The following is an 18997-nucleotide window of genomic DNA, read 5'->3' as shown; positions in this document are numbered from 1 at the left end:
TGCAACTCCTGCGAATTTATTGCCATCTCCTATCGTGCCCGCCGAGACACGTGCGCTACATCCGTAGCAAGCCAACCAAACCCTTCTAATGCATCTTACGTATCGTTAATTGGAGAGCCGTGCAATCGCTGTTTTGAAGCCGGGATTTGAGGCAAGAGCGACACCCGTCGGTCCGCATGTCTTAAAATGTCGGAAGTCCCGGTCAATTCACGTTGACAGGATCTCAATGGCATTTTAATGCATCATATGATGCGATTGAGAGCGCTGTGCTGCAGCTCGTCAAGCAAAAGATCAAGCCGGAGGGAACGCAACAAGCACACCAATAGAGTCACGAGGTTTGGCAAATTCGGGCTCTTTCCGGCTCCACTTGTCCCTGTTACTCTTTTTGGGCGCTGGAAGGGGCCGAGGTGGCGATGCAGCATGTCGTGCCGCCTTAGAAGCGCGTAGAAGCCTCCGCCTATCCAGGCCCATGTTATCCCCACGTCTGGTCCAAGGTTTCGTGTCCACTGCTTCCCTGTTCCTTTGTTTGCTCGCCGTTATTTTATAAACCACCGTCTTCCAGAGTGGCTGAACTGACTCTCTGCGGCGAACGATCCGCTCTTAACGAGAGACGGGATGGCTAGATGCTGAGAGTTCCAGCGCTTGGTTGCCGGCTCTACCGGGTGGGAGGTGCTATCTAGGATGCAGGCCGACCGTCGAGGGGTGTTTCTGGCGACGAGCGTCGCCTTGGCTGACTCCTTCATCCGTGCTAGCCGAGCCGCTGCTTCGGCGGTCGATCTTGCTCGGCTCATGGAGGAAATCACGTTAGAATTGGGCTTCCGCCACTTCGCTCTCATTCATCATGCCGATCTTCGAGGCACGCCTACAGACCGCGTTGACATCCGGGATTATCCTGAGGCCGCCGTGATGCGGATCATTGGCGAAGCGAAGTTTCGCCGCGACCCCGTCATACGTGCGTGCGCCTTCGCTGAATGTGCATTCCTCTGGTCGGAAATCGACCGGATCATTACGCTTGATCGGAACGACCGGAACTGCCTTGAGGCTGGTAGGAATGAGGGGCTGATCGAACCGAATTGGTGGTCAGCGCGCTGTTAGCAGGCGAGATTGACCTCGCTGAACTTGGAGGGCGTCAACCCGAGTAATTACTCGGTCTATTCTGCAAACCCTGTCGCTGCTTCCTTCGGCCGTGAAATCACCACCGGGAGCACATCCATGATCCATGTCATCGATAGCCAACTGGCACCGGCATATCGGCCGCTGCTGCAATCCATGTTTGCCGACCGCAAGCGCCTCTTCGTCGACCTGTTTGGCTGGGACGTGCCGGTCGTCGATGGCAACTACGAGATCGATCAGTTCGACAATGTCCACACCGTCTACCTGATCGCTTCCGACGAAAACGGCGGACACGCCGCGTCCATCCGGCTCTTGACGATCTCCACAGCAACAATGATGTCCGTGAGCACGCCGCATTCGTCGCATCCCGCCTCTGCCGCATGAATCTCGACTATGGCGGCGTCCCCGAAGACCTCCAGCGGAGTGCCCCATCGGAGACGCTTGCTGAACGCTGCCTCCAACAATACCTGCAACGGCATTGCCGCCCGCCAACGGTCGGGGAATGAGCGATCCCGCCGCGTTATGCGGGCGCGCGCATCCGGAAGAAGGGCGGTGAACCCATCCTCCAGCGATCCTCCTACGCACGCGGCGGGCAGATCATGGGTGATCGGGAAACCGGGCTGACGGAAGAGCCAAAGCCCGCGCACGCCAGCGGCGCGGTATTGCTGCTGACGGCGAATGCTTTCGCCATCTATGCGTAGTTTGTAGAGAAATCGAGATCGCCTATGACCTCTTCAAGCGTGGGTTGAAGGGCTTGGCTCTGGTATTTCTGAATTAGACTGTCTTCCATATTTTCCTTTCAAAGTTGAACTTGGAAAGGAATGCCGACCTGTCTGTCTTGTTATGAATCAGGAAGGGCAGCGTTCCTTCTGATTCTTATTTATCCTATGGCGATCATCGCTCGCAATATTTTTTGTTGCCTACGACAAAAAGGAGAGAACTGCCGCCCAATCCTTATCTGCCGTGGCAATGATTATTTATCAACATTATATATAGATATCCATAATTGATTATAGTTTTTCTATCCTTTGTGCAGTTATATGATGCTGGTGATTTATGGACGGTGTCATTTTATCTTCTTCGCCGTTTTCCATTGTGATCCGTGGAGGGTGTGGAGCCGGTGGAGGTGTGGAGGCAGCTTTTCCACCGAGGATGTTCACGACGGATTTCCGTTTCGGATTTCTCCTTGATCCAATATTGCCCTCCACAAGTTCCACACCTCCACACATGAAGCAGGACTGGCGCAAATCCGCCATTTCTGGACCCGACACCTGTGGAGCCGCTGTGGAGGTGGTGGAGACCGGCATCTCCACGGGAGGCCTGATCCTCCACGGGTCAGTTTTGGATCGTTCCAGCGACCATCAGCAGAACCTGCCGCAAATCTGGATCAGAAAATGCACTCCCCATGCCCAAGTCCATGTTGATGAGCCGCAGCATGCCCCGGATAGGTAACCGGACACGAGACACTATTGGGACGCCTAAAGCGTCTTATTAGGATTATTCTTGACATTTTGAGACAATATGAGAGTCCGGCCTAAGAACCATATGAGACACTGGGAGGCGCAATGGGGAAGGTTCTGGGTTACGCACGGATCAGCACCGGCAACGGTCAGGATATCACGAGCCAGAAGGCGCGGCTCGAAGAACTCGGTGCCGTGGTGGTGTTCTCGGAAATCGGCAACGGATCGTCCCTCGCTGGTCGTGACCAGTTGGAAGCCGCTCTGCGGCTGCTCGAACCCGGCGATGTCTTGCTGGCCCTTCACCCCGACCGTCTGGCCCGCGATACCGCCGACCTTCTCGCCATCGCCAAGCGGGTGATCGAGAAGAAGGCCGTGCTTCGCATCCATGATCCCCAGATCGTCATGGACGGTTCGGACATGATGGGCGAGGTGCTGCTGACGATCTTCGGCATGGTAGGGATGCTGGAAAAACACTTCATCCGCGCTCGCCAGCGCCGGGGCATAGAAAATGCCCGTTCGAAGGGGGTCTATAAAGGCCGTCCCGCGACGATCTGTCCCGACGCCGTGAAGGAGCTTCGCGAACAGGGGATGGGTGCCACCGCCATCGCAAAGCGTCTGGGGATCGGTCGTGCCAGCGTCTATCGGATGCTCGCCGCCTAAACCGGCGGGGCTATTGATCCCGCGCGATTAGATCGTTGAGCCAAGCCCAGAAGTCGTCACCCTCCAGCGAGATCGGATCGTCCGCCAGCACTTCAAGATACGCGATGAACTCCGGCGACACACGGCCTTGGCAAATTGGGCAATCGGGGTCTTCGTGCCCGACCCAATGGGCTTCAGCCTCATCCATCACGATCTCCTGTCCGATCCATGCAAGCGCGACTCATTACAAGAGCATAACGATCACGGCGCGACCCGGAGGCTCTATCGGAAACGAGAGAGACCCTCTCACTATCGGCGGCTCCATGGGGCTATCATCGGCCCGGATCAGGAACTCGTTGACGCCCCGGCGATCTCTGCGACGATCACGAGATGATAGACCGAGACGCTGATCAAATCGCCGCACAAGATGATGCCGGATCATCCCCGCAGACCATCCCAGAATGCTCTCAGGTTGGGGCAGCATCAGGGCATGGTGACGAAAATGATCAACAAGATCATGGGATTACTCGGCCCGCTCCCTTCGCCCGCTCCAGTTTTTATAAGATTTTAGCAGCATTTTTCGCGGTAATGCTCGGGTTCGAATGTCCCGGAATTGCCGTCAAAGATATCCGCGCACCGAATGTAAAAGAAGCCAGCCGCAGATTCCTCCGCGAGGCGCTTCCTTCGGTATTTAGCCTTATGCCCTCCCGCCCGGCGGGGTTTTCTCCACGTGCAAGGTTTTGACTGGCGAAGAACGCCGCCCCGGAACCTGCGCTGATCGCTTGCTTGGGCTGGTAAGCGCTTCCCGTCTCTGTGGGAGGAGGACACTGCCCCTATGCAAATACTATGAAGATCGCCGCTTCTCGATCTCGATAAGAAATGGCGGACAGTCATATCTGCAACCCCTCACGAATCGCCGCAGCCGGGTGGCGCGTATTTGGGGAAGATCGGACATGACCCGAACCGCAGCATTTGAGTGCCTGCCCCGTCGTTCGGCCGCGCCAGCGCCCGGGGAAGGAGCGTGACGATGCAGGACCTGCTCTGGATTAGCGCACTGGCCGGGCTGTTGGCGGCTACGCTGGCTTATGTCCGGCTTTGCGATCAGGCGTGAGGAAGGCGGGGATGACGCTTGACCTCACTCTCGCGGCGATCACGGCGATCGGCCTTCTTCTGTATCTGGTGGCGGTGCTCAACCTTGAGCAGCGTATCGCGTTGCCCATCTGACTCGATTACACCAAAATTACACACGGCATTGAACACTGTTAACTCACAAGAAGAAAAATCGTTATTTTTCAGTGAGTTAGTGGTGCCGGGGACGGAACCGCAAATTGCATAATTTTTGGCTGTTTTACGCCATTTCATAATTACGGAATTTCTATGTGGCCCCCAATGTGGCCCCCAAATATTTTTGCAGCCCCCTATTTCCGCCTATTTTAGGCGTCCACTCAGCCGGTCCACCAGAACCATCATTTCGACGGCGCATTGTCCATCCAGCCGCCAATATTCGTCCAGATGGCGTTCAAAGGTCCGGTGCCACATGCCCTTGGGCCGGTGGATCGGTTGTTCCCAGCCCTGATTGCCGCCTAGCTTCTTTTGCAATCGGGAAAGCTGTTCAAAGGGCCGGTCACGTGCGGCGATGCGCTGGCTGTGGTAGCCCAGCCTCCACGCCTGCCGCGAAGCGAAGCGGTCGCCCCCCGCTGGCTTGTAAAGCTTGCCGACGCGCGAGCCGCGATAGGGGCAAATCATCCACCAGCGCTTGCCGCCATAATGCGGCAGGGTGTGGCATAGGTGGACGGTCTGGCGGACGTGCTCCCGTCCCTCACCCTCCCCGCGCGAATAAGACAGTTCCAGCCGTTCCTGCCCCGGTTCATCCATATGCGCGGCATAGCTGATTGACCCTGCCGGTTCACCGCCACAGTTCCAATGCAGCGTGCCCCGGATCAACATGCCCTCGCAGGCGCGGCCGGTGCGCAGCATCCATGCAAGGTCAATTCGCAGCGCCATGTCTGCCGTTGGCCTGCCGCCATATCGCCCTGAACCCAAACCGCCCATGCGGCTACTATAGCAACATAGGACAGGTAGTGAATCCTCGCGCGCGCGCCCGCGCGGGAAAAAACTGGATTAGCGATATTGCTATGGAACGCGGCCGGTCCCGGCGTCAGTCGTCGCAGAGATTTGCATAGCCCCGCCCCCTCACTGGCGCGAGGCGGTCATTCCTCCTTCTTGCGCCGTGCCTCATTGGCGCGCGCAATGTCGGTCAGCAGCACCTTTTCGTGATGCGCCGCAACGCCGCCGGAATAGCGCGCTATCTTCATATTTTCCCGCGATTGCTTCGCCCATTGCTCCTCCAGATTTTTCGGGCTGCTGCTGCGGGTTGTGGCGGCCTTCTTCGCAGAGGCGGACCGTTTCAGATGTTGCGCCCCGGCTTCCTCGATGTCAGGACCGGCATACCATGTTGCGCCCGTCGCCCCGTCGATCAACGTGCGGAGCGTGCCGGACGCTGCCAGCGCCTTCAGTTGTTCCGGCTTCTTGTGCGCCCGGCGGCAGGCGTGGCGTTCGTCATACCATTCCACGCCATCCTGTTCCCTGATCCAGCTGACCATCGCGTCGCCTCCCTATCCCGCAATCTCGGCATCCGGATGGCCTGCCAGCAGCGCGTTGACCCATGCCAGCGCCAGGTCGCGGCTGCGATAGCGGCCCCAGCGTGCCGTTTCCTCCCGTTCCACGATCGGGAAGGTGGAATAGATATAGGCGATGTCGTTGCGCGACTGTTCGGGGTCGGCAGGGTCATAGACGCCGTAGAGAATGAAATAGAGCGCATCCAGCCGGGCGCGCAGGCGCAGGCGGCGGTCCTCATCCCAAACGAAGGGCGGCAGCACCATGCCGTCGCCATCCACACGCCCCATGTCACGCGCGAAGGGGGCCATGTCATGTGCAGTATAAGTCAGTTCCAGCACGCTTTCGCGCACAATGTCGGCGGCCGACTTGGGGCCAAAGGCGCGGGCATAGGCGTCGGGCGGGATGACGGGTAGTTGTTCGACGATGAACCAGTTAAGCGTCTGGCCTTGGATTTTCTGCCGGGCGGCAAAATCGAACGCGATGGCATTTAGATTAGCAAGTAGCAGCCATAAGTCACTTTTTCCGTCCGATGGAGCCAGAATAGGCACCTTATTTCCAAAGCCGTAGGATGGCAAAGCAGCCGCGATGAACGTCCGCACATTTGTGGGTGCCGTGATCTCCTTAAAACCCAAGACCCAATTAAGTGGCTGGGTTAGTTCACAATTTGATTTCGAAACCCAAAATTGCGGATCAGGACACCAATTCGGACTGGCAGACTGTTCAAGCGTTGCGGGCAGCGGTTGGGCCGGTCGGTTGAGATTGTCGCCATTAATGATGACGCTGGCGGCACGATGATCGAACGCTTGCACCATCTTGCCTTCGTAAAGCGGCAGCCATTCTCCTTGAGCCGACTGCCAGCGGTTGCCGCCGATTTCCCACGCGCCTTCACGCCCCTCCAGTTCCGCGCGAGTGCGGAATAGATGGCTGTCATTGGTCATGTGGAACATAGTGGCGTATTTGACGGGCCACGCCGCCACCGGCTGGCCGCCGGACCTGTCCACCAGCACCGGTGCGCGCGCATAGATGGCCGTGGTCAGCGCCATGTCTCGTCGGGTGCGGAATATTGGCGCGGTGCCAGTGTTCGGGTTAACCCGCGCGAAGTCCACCGCAGCGAGCGGGAAGCATCGCTCGTCGTTATGCAACTCGGCAACCGAATGTAGATAGAAGGCGGATTTGGCAGTCTCGAAAGTCCGGCTAGGACTCGCCACCATGATCGCAAACTTAAAACTGGCGTGGACGTCCGGAAAGAACACCTTTCGATTCTCGAAGTCATAGAGCGCCTTCAGATGTCCGCCGGTCGCCACCTTCCGGAAAAAGGCCGACGCTGACAGGTCCGACGCAATGCCGCTGGGCGTCAGCAGTCCGACCATGCCGTCGGGCTTAACCAGCCGATGCGCGCGTTCGACGAACAGGCTGTAAAGGTTGATGTCGCCCCGGCTCAGCAGCGGATAATGGCCTGAACCGCGCGCCATCCGCAATGTATCGGCGGCGCGTCCGTCCGCTTTCTCATAGTCAGCGAACAGCGGGTCGCCATCTTTTTTGAGCTTGGCGATCATCTTCGCCCGGTCGGACGCGCGCTGCGTCTTCGCAATCTCCGGCCGCCGCGCCGCAAACCATTCCACCTTTTGCAGCTTGATCCGATCCCATGGCGGATTGCCCACCACCGCGTCGAACCCACCGTCCAGTTCCGCGCTGGCCCAGTTCTGCCACACGCCGGGGAAGCTGATTTGCCAGTTCAGGAAGCGCTCTTCCTCGATCAGCGCGCGCGCCTCGCGCCAGATGGCGGTGAAGCGCTCCAAATCCTCCTTCCGCCCGCCCTTGGGTGTCTTCTTGCCGCGCGCGATCGGCAGCGGCTCGCCGAATTGCCCATCCAGCCATTGGTTGACCAATGCGCGGTCCGTCTTTTTCAGGTTCAGCCAGTCGAGCGCGTGCATGAAGCTGACAAAGCTGTCGAACGGCCCCACCTGAAATTCCACGTCGCGCCACATGGCCGCGCTATGGTGCGCCTCGGCAATTTCCGCGTCGGTCAGCGCCTCAATCTGCTGCATGATCGCGGCTTGACGCTCAGCGGCGCGCAACTGTTCGATATAGAGCAGTTCGCCGCCCGTGCCCGCCTTGTCGATGGCGTCGCGCACCCATAGCCCGAACAGGCTGTCGCCTGCCGCCAGATGATGGTCGATGAAGGACAGGGGCGCGCCGACCGTGAAGGTATGCAGCCATAGCGCCACCTTCGCCAGCTCAACCGCCATCGGATTCTTGTCTGCACCAAAAATGCAGCGTTTCAGCACCATGCGCTTGACCAGCTGGGGATCGTCCAGTTGCTCCTCGCTAACCGACCAGCCGGATTCCTCGGCATTGTGGCGGATGGTGGCACGCACCTTGCGCACTTCCTCCGACACGGGGCTTTCATAGTCCAGACCGGTTTCCTGCTGCGCCAGCACCGCCGCGTCGGCGATGGCGGTAAGGGCGTGATTAGTCAGCCGGTCCACCAGGCTGACAAGGAAGTGCCCGGACCCCATGGCAGGGTCGCACACGCGCAGGCGGGTGATTGCTTTGGCCGGGTCCGCCTTTTGCAGTTGGGTCAGCTTGTAATCCTCGCTGTCGCCTGTTTTCAGGCTGTCCAGCGCCTTGCGGAAGCCCGCGTGCGCATCGGCGATCAACGGCTCCAGCGTTTCGTCTAGGATCAACAGCACGAGGTCATCGGGCGTATAATAGCTGCCGCTATTCTTGCGCGCGAAGATATTGGGGCGGATGTCGACCGCGCCGTCATCGCCCCGCACCAGTTCGAATTCCAGCAGCCGTTCATAGATCGAACCCAGTTGCTGAACCGAAAGGTCACGATAGTTGATGTAGCGCCGCCTGCCGTCGCGCTGTTCCCATGACAGGATGTCCAGCGCCTCCGCCATGATGTCGTCGCCCAGCGCGACGCGGGCCAGCAGCGGGGTCTGTTCGGCATTGAACAGGCCGCCATTATAGGGAGGCAGGCCGACGGAAGGGTCGCCCTTGTCGATCATTTCGGCAAGGTCGGCAAAGCGCCGCCAGATGGACTTGGCCACGCTGGAAAAGGCGTCACCCGCATCTTTGCGCTTGCCCACGTCCAGCCGCGCCACGCGCAGGGCATAATCGTCGAACCGGCTGTCCCGAACCGGCAGCAGCCCCCGGTCCTCGGCATAGAGGATGAAGAGCAGGCGATAGAGCAGGATCAGCGTCGCCTGCCGGATGTCATCCAGCGGCGCATCGGCTGGCGCGCCCTGCGCCACCGCCTTGCCCAGTGTCGGGTAAAGGCGATCGAACACAAGGTCGGACAGGCTCTTGGCGACCCGCTCTTCGTAAAAGGCAGCATCCCGGCGGGCCAAATCGTGGAAGCTGGGCGCGTCGGCGGAGGCGCGTTCAAACGCCGCCCTGCCGAACATGACCCCAAAGACGCGCAGCCAGTGGTCGCGGTCGTCATCGCCTGCGCCCGTGTCGAGCAGGTCGCCATGAAGGCCCAGCGCGCGAGACAGGTCTATTTCCAGATAATCGTCGATGGTGGAACGCGCGCCCGCGTAATAGAGCCGCCAACGCGCGCCGTTGGTCAGGATGCCCCAACGCATCGCCCCATGGGTCAGGTCGTCGATCCGGCGCAAATAGCGTAGCAACTGGGTCGAAGGCGTATCGCGGTCGTCGCCCTTACGGCCTTCGGCACGATCCAGCGCACGGCCCCACCGCTTGCTTTCGACTACCGCCGCTCCCAAAGCATAACGCCGCCATTCTTCAGGATGCCCGTTCGCGCTCGCCTTTGCCGCCGCGTCTATGAAGAGGAGGCCGTCCGGCACGTCCACGCGCCCGGTGGAGGACAGATTTTGCTGGGTCAGATAGTCCGACCAGCCAAGAGCGCGCAGAACGGGCCACACAAAATCAGTCTCGGTCGTCGCCTCATTAGGACGGCTGGCATGGGGAAAGCCTGCAGATATCGCGTCCAGTGCCGCCCGTAGGACGGCAACGTCCGCCTGCTGATAGGCGGGCGCATTGCGGATGCCTTCGAGCAGATAATCCTGGGTGAAGAGCGCGCCAGAGGCGAAGAGGGTCATATCAGTCACGTTCGACGCATATCCGGGCAGAAGTGAAGCGCCAAGATTTTCCTAAATCATTAGGCAAGTTTGCTATTCTGAACAGCGGCGGACAAGTTTCTGCTAATCCCTGAACGACGGCCCACGACGCGCCCACCATCCCCCCAACGGCCCAGCCCAAGCGCTTCAGCGGCATCTCGTTCTGCTCCTTTCAGCACATAACCCGCCACCGCTTCCAGATTGGCTTGGTAATGGTCTGGCGCGGCCGTGGCGGTGTTGCCATGACCGCCAACTCGCCGCGTGTCGATCACCCGCGCCCGATAGGGTGCCCCGGCTATCAGCCGGAGCCATCGCATCTGGTGCCGTCCGAAACTTAGCCCTGTCGGAACATGACAGAGGATATGCACATGGTCGCCCTTCGTGCCGTCGCCATAATCATTTTCCCTGATCCAGACATAGGCGAACGGCTGACCGTGCCCGCGAAGCCAATCCCGAGCATATTTGAGCAAGCGCGCTGTCGCTGCCGCTATTGCCGGGCCGGGCGTGATGCCAGCACGCTCCCAATGGATTGTCACCAGCCGATTGAGGGGCAGGCCGACTGCCGGGGCCAGCCGGATGGCCGCCAAAAGGCTTTCCAGTGCAGGCTGGCCAAGGGTGTTGCTGGTGCAGATGGGACGATTTCGCCTGCCGCCGCGTTGAAAGATGCGGGCTTTTGCGGAAAGCGGGGCACCACTCTTATATGCGCCAGACTTCGGCACCGTCCGCCTTTCATAAATACTGAAAGTTTTTCAGTCTGTTGTCGGCATCTTGACATCGCTCGCGCTCGGAGTTTGCCGCGCGTTCCAAACGAACGATGGCGAACAAATCATAGCCAACCGTGCGGAAGCGGGGTGACAGCCTCACGGCCGCCACCCTGCGCCTTGTCACCCGTTAGAGGATGATGTTTGCGACAAACGGAATGCCGGGTCCGAATTTCGGATTGCCACACGCAACTAACGCGTATAGCCGCCCGACCCAGCAACGTGCTTGAAACCGATGCTACCCGCTCCCTTGGCCGATTCCAGCGGTCAGGGGAGCACTCTTCAAGCTCAGTTATTGTCGTTCGCCGCGCCGCCCAAATAAGTCGGCAGCGTTTCCGCCCATGCGCGAGCGTGCGCCTTGGATATGCGGGTGGAGCGACCGAATTTCGTTATGGGCAGATGTCCGTCATTGACCAACTTGTAGAAGGTCGTTCGACCCATTGGGTATTCGTCCAGGAATTCCCGAACCGTGTAATACAACTGGCGTCTCCCTGCTGTTGAGGATTCGGCGACCGTTTATTGTTTGTTCGCCAACAACCCTCCTAATGCGCCGGACGGCGGCGGCAAGGGTTTCGCGCAGAGTTCTCCACAGGTTTATACACAGAAATATTATCGCTGTGTCGCAACGGTTGCCCTGACTCATGGAATTATCGCACTCACGAAATCGGCAAGAGGGACAATGTGCGAACGAAAATAAATTTCCCTAGGCGGCGGACGCACGGGAAATAGGCACAATCTCGCCGCCCCTCCGCAGGGAATCCAGATAGTCGCTCCACCATTGGGCCATCCGCACGCGTTCCTCCCAATGCGCCCCACGATGATAAGCCGCACGAACATTGTCAGCGTCCTGATGCGCTAGAGCACGTTCGATCGCGTCAGGATGCCACTTCCCGCTTTCGTTCAGCAGAGTGGATGCCATTGCGCGGAAGCCATGAGCCGTCATGTCCTCCTTCGCGTAGCCCAGTCGGCGTAGCGCGGCGTTCACGGTGTTTTCAGACATTGGGCGCGCCGTTGATCGCACGGACGGGAATATCAGCCCCTCACGATCGCCACACTCCACGCGCAACGCTCTGAACAGCGCGATAGCCTGTCGAGACAGGGGAACATGATGCGGCTTGCGCATCTTCATCCTTCCAGCCGGTATCTTCCAAACCGCCTCTTCAAAGTCGATTTCCGACCATTCCGCAAACCGTAGTTCGCCGGGACGCACAAATACGTGTGGAGACAGCTTCAAAGCGTAAAGGGTGATAATATGGCCGTCATAGCCATCAATTGCGCGTAGCAGCGCGCCGACTTCCACAGGCTCCGTAATTGCGCTGTGATGCTTCGGCTTCGGAGCGATCAACGCACCGCGCAGGTCGCGCGTCGGATCAGAAGCCAGCCGCGCCGTCGCCACGGCATAGCGAAAAACATTGCTGGCAAGCTGTAACAGGCGTCGGGCCGTTTCCAGCTTCCCGCGTCGTTCGGCCTGTTTGAGCACGGCCAGGATGTCCGTTGGCACAATCTCCGCCACTGGCATCTTGCCCAAGGCTGGAGTGAGATACTTCATCAAGAAATGCGCCTTGCCGATGGTCGCTTCGCTCCAGCCCTCGGCAGTGCGCTTGGCAATGAACTCCTTGGCGATCAGGTCGAACGTGTTGCCCGCGTCCGCCGTGGCCTGCAATTTCCGACGCGCCTTTTCCAATCCGGGGTCTATGCCAGCCGCCAACAACTTGCGCGCTTCGTCACGGCCCAGTCGCGCCTGCGCCAAGCTGGTGTCAGGATAGAAGCCCAAGGCAAGTTTCTTTTCCTTGCCGTCGATCCGGTATTTCAGCCGCCACAATCTGCCCCCGCCGGGTTGCACCAGCAGAAACAGCCCTTGTGAATCGCTCAGCTTGTAGGGCTTGTCCTTCGGCTTCGCATTACGAACCGCCGTGTCTGTCAGTGCCATGGGGGCCACTTTCCCTGTCCAGCGGGGGCCACGGCAAAAATGGCCCCCAGTTTGGCCCCCAAATTTACCGGCTAGAGGCGAACAAACGCGTGCACCGACGAACGGGGGATGGCCAATATATAGCGGATTTCCTGACTTTTTGAAGCCATCAGCGGACTGTCAGGAACAGGAAAATGGTGCCCGGGGACGGAGTCGAACCGCCGACACTGCGATTTTCAGTCGCATGCTCTACCAACTGAGCTACCCGGGCACGAGCGCCGGGGAGGACCACCGGCGGCGTTGAGAGGCGTGCCTATAGGCATCAATCCGGGGGGTTGTCCACCCCATCATCGTCGCTTTTTTTCATCTCGGCGGCGGCGGGGGTTCCAGGGACGCAATAGCCTTCGCCCAGCCATTGCAGCAGGTCACGGTCACGGCAGGCCTTTCCGCAGAAGGGCCGCGTGTCGGGATGCGCTGGCTGGCCGCAGATCGGGCAGGAGGATGATTTAGGCGACATGGCCCGCCGATATGGCAAGGGCCGGGTCCGCCTTCAAGCTGACGGCGCCGCCACGACGGCGGGCGAGTTGCTCCAGCCAGTCGGTCGCCTTGTACAGGCGGTCAATGATGGGAGGTGCAGCGGTGATCGTCACCGGCCCGCCATTGCCTTCCCGTTCGGCACGGCGGAGCAAGGCGAGAGCCGCGGTTTCGATCGGATCAGCCCGCAACAACTCCATGAGGTTCATTCGCTCGCGGCGGCGGATGACCTGGACGAAGCCGAAGCCGTTGACCGCCGTGCGTTCGAAGGGAAGCGGCAGATATTTGTCGATCTGCGCCGAGGCGACGGCGCGCTCATCCTTGTTGTTCATGGTCGGCAGGTCGATACCGATCGATCCGGTCAGACCCATGCGACGGATCGCCTGCGCCGCCAGTTTCGCGCCCTTGGGGCCGAGCTTCGCGGGCGGCAGCGATCCGTCTACGTCGATCAGGATCATCGCGGGCGTCGGGAAGATGCGGAGCGCCGCTTCCTCCGTGCCGATCTCGCCGGACACCGCCTCTTCCATCAGTTCGCTCCAGCCATGGGCTTCGAAGCGATCCTCGCCATGGGCGGGGCATGGGGTGATGGGCAGACCCGTCGTCCGCAGGCGCTGGAGGAGGCTGGGGGCCGGATGCACCTTGGAACCCGGCTGGGCGATGCGGCCCTTGGTCAGCTTGGGGCGGCCTTCCTCCGGGATGGCTTCGCGCAGGATTTCGAGAAAGACGGTCGCGCCCTCTGCGGTTTTTGGCGGGATGGGTTCGACCAGTACTTCCTCACCCGAGATCAGGCGGGCGATGCCGCGCTTCTTGGGGATGATGGTGCGGACGAGCTTACCCTGCATGACTGCACCGGCGCGGGCGCCATCGCCCTCACGCTCGATCTGTGCCTCAACCAAACGGCCCTTTTCGATCAGCGCGGCGCGGGCTTCGCCGATCCCTTCTTCATAGAGCCATTCGGCCATGTCGGTCAGTCCAGTCGATAGCCCGCTGCCTTGAGCAGCGCGCGGGTTTCGTAAAGGGGCAGGCCCATAATCGCACTATGGCTGCCCTGTATCGCACGGATAAGTCCGGCGGCGCGGCCTTGGATGGCGTAGCCGCCTGCCTTGCCGTGCCATTCTTCGCTGGCGATATAGGCATCGATCTCGGCGCGCTCCAGACGTTTGAAGGTGACGATATTGGTGGAAAGGCGATGCCTTGCCCTGCCCTCGCCATCGATGAGCGTGATGGCGCTCAGTACGCGGTGGCGGCGGCCGGAGAGCAGCGAAAGACAGGCTCGCGCGTCGTCCTCCGCCTCTGCCTTGGGCAGGATGCGGCGGCCTGCCGCGACGACCGTATCGCCTGAAAGCACTAGTGCGCCGGGATGACGGGCAGCCACCAGCGCAGCCTTTTCAGCGGCCACTCGCGCGGCATAGGCGGCGGGCAATTCGCCTTTCAAAGGGGTTTCATCAAGATCGGCGGGGTCCACAGCGTGTGGACGCACGCCGATCTGACCCAGAAGTTCACACCGTCTGGGAGAAGCCGAAGCTAGGATAAGCCGCATCGAAAAAGCGGCTTATTTGAAGCGGTAAGTGATCCGACCCTTGGTCAGGTCGTAGGGGGTCAGTTCGACCAGCACTTCGTCGCCCACCAGCACGCGGATGCGGTTTTTCCGCATCTTGCCCGCCGTGTGGCCAAGGATCTCGTGATCATTTTCAAGCCGGACGCGGAACATGGCGTTGGGGAGAAGCTCCACAACCTGTCCGCGCATTTCAAGCAGTTCTTCTTTTGCCATAATATCCTGGGAAACCAAAAATCGCGCCGCCATAGCGGCAAAATGCGGAAAATGAAAGTCAGGCTGTTACGCCGAATACATCGCCTGCTTCCGACAAGGCCGCAAAGATGTGATCCAGCTGATCCACATCCGTACAAAAGGGCGGCATCAGGTAGATGCTGTTGCCCAAAGGACGCAGCAAAATGCCCCGATCAAGGAAGAAGGCGCGGAGGCGGGGAGCCAGGTCGGACAGGTAGCCTGCGTCCTGCGCGATGAGGTCGATCGCCACGATCGTGCCAAGCTGCCGGGCATTTTCGAAGGCGGGATGAAGCGCGAGCCTGCCGAGTCGCTCCGCCATATTCTGTTCAAGCGCGGCGATGCGGCCGAGCACATCCTCCTCGCGCCAGATGGCGAGGTTGGCCGCCGCCGCCGCGCAGGAGATGGCATTCGCCGTATAGCTGGAGGAATGGTAGAAAAGCCGTGCCCGGTCCTGCGACTTGTGCGCGTCGAATATGCGGGCCGTGGCCAGCGTCGCCGCAAGCGGGACGGAGCCGCCGGTGATCCCTTTTGCAACGGCCATGATGTCCGGCACGACGCCCGCCTGCTCGCAAGCGAAGATGGTGCCAGTACGGCCCCAACCGGTCATCACCTCGTCGGCAATGAAGAGAACATCATGCCGCGTACAGATTTCCGCCATCTGCCGCAGAATGGCAGGCGAGTAGATCAGCATCCCGCCAGCACCCAGCACCAAAGGTTCAACGATGAAGGCCGCCGGATGCTCCTTGCAAGCCGCTTCCAGCGCGTCGAGCGTCTCTTGCTCCGTACCCGGCGCGGGGAAGGGAATGGTGCCGACGTCGAACAGCAAGGGCGTCCATGCGGCATTGTACACGCCGCGTTCGCCGACCGACATCGTGCCGATCGTGTCGCCATGATAGCCATGTTCAAGGACAAGTATACGATGCCGGGGCGCGGACAAACCATCCAGCGCGCGATTGTGCCAGTAGCCGAGCGCCATCTTCAGCGCGACTTCGACGGAGGTCGATCCGCTGTCGGAATAGAAGACATAGGCGAGCGGGTCGCGCCCTTTCGCGCGGGGGGCGAGTTCGATCAGGCCGCGCGCAACCTCTTCGGCGGGCTCATGCGTGTAATTTGCGAAGATCAGCTGGTCGAGCTGCCCGGCTTGCGCCGCGATGGCCGCAGCGATGCGGGGGTGACAGTGGCCGTGCGTCGTCACCCACCAGCTGGAAATGGCGTCGATCAACGTGCCGCCATCCACGAGATGCAACAAGGCGCCTTCCGCACGAACGACATGCGGGATGGGTTCGTTGAGGCCGTGCTGGGTGAAGGGGTGCCATATAGGGGAGGTCATGGCGCGACGCTTAGATTAGCCCAAGCTTCAGGCCAAGCACCCTCCCCTATATTATGCGCTCCGCTTACTTGGCCGGGGTGGCCGGGGCAGCAGGGGCGGCTGGCGTCGCCGGTGTCGCAGGCGCGGCGGCCTGGATACGCTGCTGCAACGCCGGGTCGGCGGCTGCGGCCTGGCCGATCTCATTGAACTTTTCCGGTGCGATGCCCGATGCCTGCAACGCGGCGAGCATCTTGGGCTGCTTTTCCGAATCAGCGATGCTGGCGTCAGACTGGATCTTGGTAACTTCGACCGCAGCTGCCGCAAACAGCTTGATGTCTGCATCGCTAAATTTGCCCGCAGCTGCCGAAGGGGCCGCCGGAGTGGCGGGCGTCGCTGGCGTAGCCGGGGCGGCGCCCTGAGCCAGAACTGGAGCCGCTGCCAACAGAGCGACCGATGCCATTGCCGTCTTCAAAACCAGTGATGAACGAAAACCCGTCAACATGCTTCTCCTTGCGATTTGATGTCTCAAAGCTGTGGAAGAGCGCACGAGGTTTAAAGAGTGTTCCGGCGAAGCGTGAGATTTGAGGGATGACGGCGTGGGGCGGCGCAGCTCATCCCTCGCATCATCACGGCTCATCGCAGGACAGAATCGTTACTGATCCTCATCGTTCACCAGATTCTCACCCGATCCTGAGGCGCGAGATAAAGCTTGCTGCCGGGCGCAGGGTTGAAGGCGGCGTACCATTGATCGAAATTCCGCACGGTATCCGCCCGATATTGCGACGGCGAATGCGGGTCGGTCACCAGCCGCTGTCGCAAATTCGGTTCGCGATAGTTGCGCCGCCATACCTGCGCCCAGCCGAGGAAGAAGCGCTGGTCCCCGGTGGTGCCGTCGATCACCGGCGCAGGCTTGCCGCCGAGCGACGCATGATAGGCGTCTAGCGCCACCGCAACGCCTGCCAGATCGCCGATATTCTCGCCCAGGGTAAAGTCGCCCTTCACATGCGCGCCGGGGAACGGTTCATACGCGTCATATTGCTTTACGAGCTTGCCGGTCAGAGCCTTGAAGGCAGCGACATCGGCATCGCTCCACCACTGATTGAGCTTGCCGGTTTCATCATATTTGGCGCCCTGATCGTCGAAATGGTGGCTGAGTTCATGGCCGATCACCGCGCCGATGCCGCCATAATTCACCGCCGGATCGGCATGGGGATCGAAGAAGGGCGGCTGGAGGATGGCGGCCGGGAAGACGATCTCCACCATAGAGAAGTCCGCATAGGCGTTTATCTCCATCGGCGTCATCTGCCATTCCCAGCGATAAATGGGTTTGCCCAGCTTCCCCATCTGATAGTCGAACTCATATCGGTTCGCGCGCAGCGCATTGCCGAACAGGTCGCCCGGCTTCGTCTGGAGCCCGCTATAATCCCGCCATTTTTCAGGATAGCCGATCTTTGGCGTGAAGGCGGCCAGCTTCTTGTGCGCCCGTGCCTTCGCGCCATCGCTCATCCAGCCGAGGCCGTCGATGCGACGGCCCATGGCGGCGATCACATTTTGGACGAGCTGGTCCATTGCCACCTTGGTTTCCGGCGGGAAATAGCGGGCGACATAGATTTTGCCGACTTCCTCGCCCATCGCCTCTTTCACGAAACCGACGGCGCGCTTCCACCGCTCTTCGCGCTGTGGCGTGCCGGATAGGGTGGTGCCGTAGAAGGCGAAGTCGGCGTCGGCGATCCGGTCGGGGAGGTAAGTGGCGTAGCTGTGCAGGCTGCGCAGGAGCAAGGCGTCCTTCAGCACGCCTATCGGCGTCCGCGCGATCAGTGCTGCTTCGCCCGTGATCGCCGTCGGCTGCGCGACGATCAGCGCCTGCGGTTTCAGACGGTTGGCGGCGAAATAGGCCGGGAAGTCGAAGCCGGGCGCGGCTTTCTGCAAATCGGCGAGTGTCATGCGGTTGTAGGTCTTGTCCGCGTCCCGGCTATCGACCTGGGTCCAGTGGACCTTTGCCACTTCCGTTTCGAACGCCATCAGGGCAGCGGCGCGCGCCTTTGCGTCGCTCGCGCCCGCCAGTGTCAGCATCTGTTCGAGATGGGCGAGATAGGCGGTACGGATCGCCGCCATCTTCTCGTCAGATTGCAGATAGAAGTCACGATCCGGCAGGCCGAGGCCGGATTGGCGGAGGTTCAGGATGTAAGTGTCGGGCGCCTTGTCATCCTGTCCCACATGGAAGGTGAAGGGTCCGGCGATACCGGCCCGCGCAGCCTCTGCCGCCAAACGGGCATACCCTACCTTATCCTTTACCGCCGCGATCTTCGCGAGCCAGGGCTTGATGGGGGTCAGGCCCTTCGCTTCGACGGTGGGGGCGTCCAGATAGCTGGCATAGGCGGTGCCGATACGGCTGGCGGGGCCTTTCCTTGCTTCCTCCAATATGCTTCGGGTGCGTTCGCGCGACAGGTCGTCAAGGACGTTGAACGCGCCATAATTGGACTTGTCGGCCGGGATCGGCGTGGCCTTGGCCCAGCCGCCATTGGCGTGAAGGTAGAAATCATCGCCCGGCTTGATGGCCGGGTCCATGCCCTTTTCGTCAAAGCCGTAGCTGCCATAGGTCGGCTTGGCAGGCGGCGCCTGGTCTGCCTGCGCGGCGTTGGTCGCGAGCAGCAGAGCGCCAATCGCCGCGCTCATCAGAAGATTTTTCATCGAAGCATCCCTTGCTTGATCTGATCATGGCAGTTGACCCGGCGCAGGGCGACAAGTCCATGTCAATTGTCGAAAATCGTGCAAA

Annotated in this window: 19 protein-coding genes and 1 tRNA gene; 5 read left to right on the top strand and 15 right to left on the bottom strand. The window is 60.4% G+C overall.

From position 1 onward, the window contains the following. The first annotated feature begins 681 nt into the window (after positions 1-681). From AC6JBC_RS02120 to AC6JBC_RS02110, 3 genes are all read left to right on the top strand, one after another. Positions 682-1095, top strand: a complete 414-nt coding sequence (locus AC6JBC_RS02120) for an autoinducer binding domain-containing protein (protein WP_498025142.1) — start codon at positions 682-684, stop codon at positions 1093-1095. A gap of 117 nt (positions 1096-1212) precedes the next feature. Continuing rightward, positions 1213-1497, top strand: coding sequence for an acyl-homoserine-lactone synthase (locus AC6JBC_RS02115; protein WP_498025140.1), 285 nt, complete (start codon positions 1213-1215; stop codon positions 1495-1497). A 1181-nt stretch (positions 1498-2678) separates the two neighbouring features. Continuing rightward, positions 2679-3233: a recombinase family protein gene (locus tag AC6JBC_RS02110; protein ID WP_498025138.1), complete on the top strand. Its 555-nt coding sequence runs from the start codon at positions 2679-2681 to the stop codon at positions 3231-3233. 10 nt (positions 3234-3243) lie between these two features. Here the strand turns inward: AC6JBC_RS02110 and AC6JBC_RS02105 are convergent, their stop codons facing one another. Continuing rightward, a complete protein-coding gene (locus tag AC6JBC_RS02105; RefSeq protein ID WP_498025136.1) occupies positions 3244-3420 on the bottom strand; it encodes a hypothetical protein in 177 nt (58 codons plus the stop codon). Between the two features lie 182 nt (positions 3421-3602). Between AC6JBC_RS02105 and AC6JBC_RS02100 the strand changes: the two genes are divergently transcribed. Further along, positions 3603-3956, top strand: a complete 354-nt coding sequence (locus AC6JBC_RS02100; RefSeq protein ID WP_498025134.1) for a hypothetical protein — start codon at positions 3603-3605, stop codon at positions 3954-3956. 378 nt (positions 3957-4334) lie between these two features. Next, positions 4335-4436 carry a K(+)-transporting ATPase subunit F gene (locus tag AC6JBC_RS02095; protein ID WP_498025133.1) on the top strand — a complete coding sequence of 34 codons (102 nt, stop codon included), beginning with the start codon at positions 4335-4337 and terminating at the stop codon, positions 4434-4436. A gap of 204 nt (positions 4437-4640) precedes the next feature. Here AC6JBC_RS02095 and AC6JBC_RS02090 read toward each other — a convergent pair whose 3' ends face one another. From AC6JBC_RS02090 to AC6JBC_RS02025, 14 genes are all read right to left on the bottom strand, one after another. Beyond that, complete coding sequence (locus AC6JBC_RS02090; RefSeq protein ID WP_498025132.1) at positions 4641-5264, bottom strand: hypothetical protein; 624 nt, start codon at positions 5262-5264, stop codon at positions 4641-4643. 158 nt (positions 5265-5422) lie between these two features. After that, a complete protein-coding gene (locus AC6JBC_RS02085; protein WP_498025130.1) occupies positions 5423-5815 on the bottom strand; it encodes a hypothetical protein in 393 nt (130 codons plus the stop codon). 12 nt (positions 5816-5827) lie between these two features. After that, on the bottom strand, positions 5828-9901 hold the full coding sequence (locus AC6JBC_RS02080) for an Eco57I restriction-modification methylase domain-containing protein (protein ID WP_498025978.1): 4074 nt from the start codon (positions 9899-9901) through the stop codon (positions 5828-5830). A 59-nt stretch (positions 9902-9960) separates the two neighbouring features. Further along, complete coding sequence (locus AC6JBC_RS02075) at positions 9961-10638, bottom strand: hypothetical protein (protein ID WP_498025129.1); 678 nt, start codon at positions 10636-10638, stop codon at positions 9961-9963. 330 nt (positions 10639-10968) lie between these two features. After that, positions 10969-11160, bottom strand: a complete 192-nt coding sequence (locus tag AC6JBC_RS02070; protein ID WP_498025127.1) for a helix-turn-helix domain-containing protein — start codon at positions 11158-11160, stop codon at positions 10969-10971. 223 nt (positions 11161-11383) lie between these two features. Continuing rightward, positions 11384-12610, bottom strand: coding sequence for a tyrosine-type recombinase/integrase (locus AC6JBC_RS02065; RefSeq protein WP_498025126.1), 1227 nt, complete (start codon positions 12608-12610; stop codon positions 11384-11386). A 174-nt stretch (positions 12611-12784) separates the two neighbouring features. Continuing rightward, positions 12785-12860, bottom strand: a tRNA-Phe gene (locus AC6JBC_RS02060). Positions 12861-12911: 51 nt separating this feature from the next. Then, the gene (locus AC6JBC_RS02055; protein WP_498025124.1) at positions 12912-13106 is read right to left on the bottom strand and encodes a DNA gyrase inhibitor YacG; all 195 of its coding nucleotides are present in this window, start codon (positions 13104-13106) and stop codon (positions 12912-12914) included. Next, on the bottom strand, positions 13096-14085 hold the full coding sequence (locus AC6JBC_RS02050; protein WP_498025123.1) for a ribonuclease: 990 nt from the start codon (positions 14083-14085) through the stop codon (positions 13096-13098). The genes AC6JBC_RS02055 and AC6JBC_RS02050 overlap by 11 nt, the downstream gene beginning before the upstream one ends. A 5-nt stretch (positions 14086-14090) precedes the next feature. After that, positions 14091-14663 carry a Maf family protein gene (locus tag AC6JBC_RS02045; RefSeq protein ID WP_498025121.1) on the bottom strand — a complete coding sequence of 191 codons (573 nt, stop codon included), beginning with the start codon at positions 14661-14663 and terminating at the stop codon, positions 14091-14093. Positions 14664-14675: 12 nt separating this feature from the next. Next, positions 14676-14894, bottom strand: a complete 219-nt coding sequence (infA, locus tag AC6JBC_RS02040; RefSeq protein ID WP_003049127.1) for a translation initiation factor IF-1 — start codon at positions 14892-14894, stop codon at positions 14676-14678. A 58-nt stretch (positions 14895-14952) separates the two neighbouring features. Further along, positions 14953-16242, bottom strand: a complete 1290-nt coding sequence (locus AC6JBC_RS02035; RefSeq protein WP_498025119.1) for an adenosylmethionine--8-amino-7-oxononanoate transaminase — start codon at positions 16240-16242, stop codon at positions 14953-14955. A gap of 64 nt (positions 16243-16306) precedes the next feature. Then, the gene (locus tag AC6JBC_RS02030) at positions 16307-16681 is read right to left on the bottom strand and encodes a DUF4168 domain-containing protein (RefSeq protein WP_498025117.1); all 375 of its coding nucleotides are present in this window, start codon (positions 16679-16681) and stop codon (positions 16307-16309) included. Between the two features lie 209 nt (positions 16682-16890). After that, positions 16891-18912: a M13 family metallopeptidase gene (locus tag AC6JBC_RS02025; RefSeq protein WP_498025116.1), complete on the bottom strand. Its 2022-nt coding sequence runs from the start codon at positions 18910-18912 to the stop codon at positions 16891-16893. Positions 18913-18997: the final 85 nt, after the last annotated feature.

The organism is Sphingobium sp. RC1, from assembly GCF_059738765.1.
Note: the sequence above shows the minus strand (reverse complement) of the source record. Positions and strands in the feature narration are given on the sequence as shown.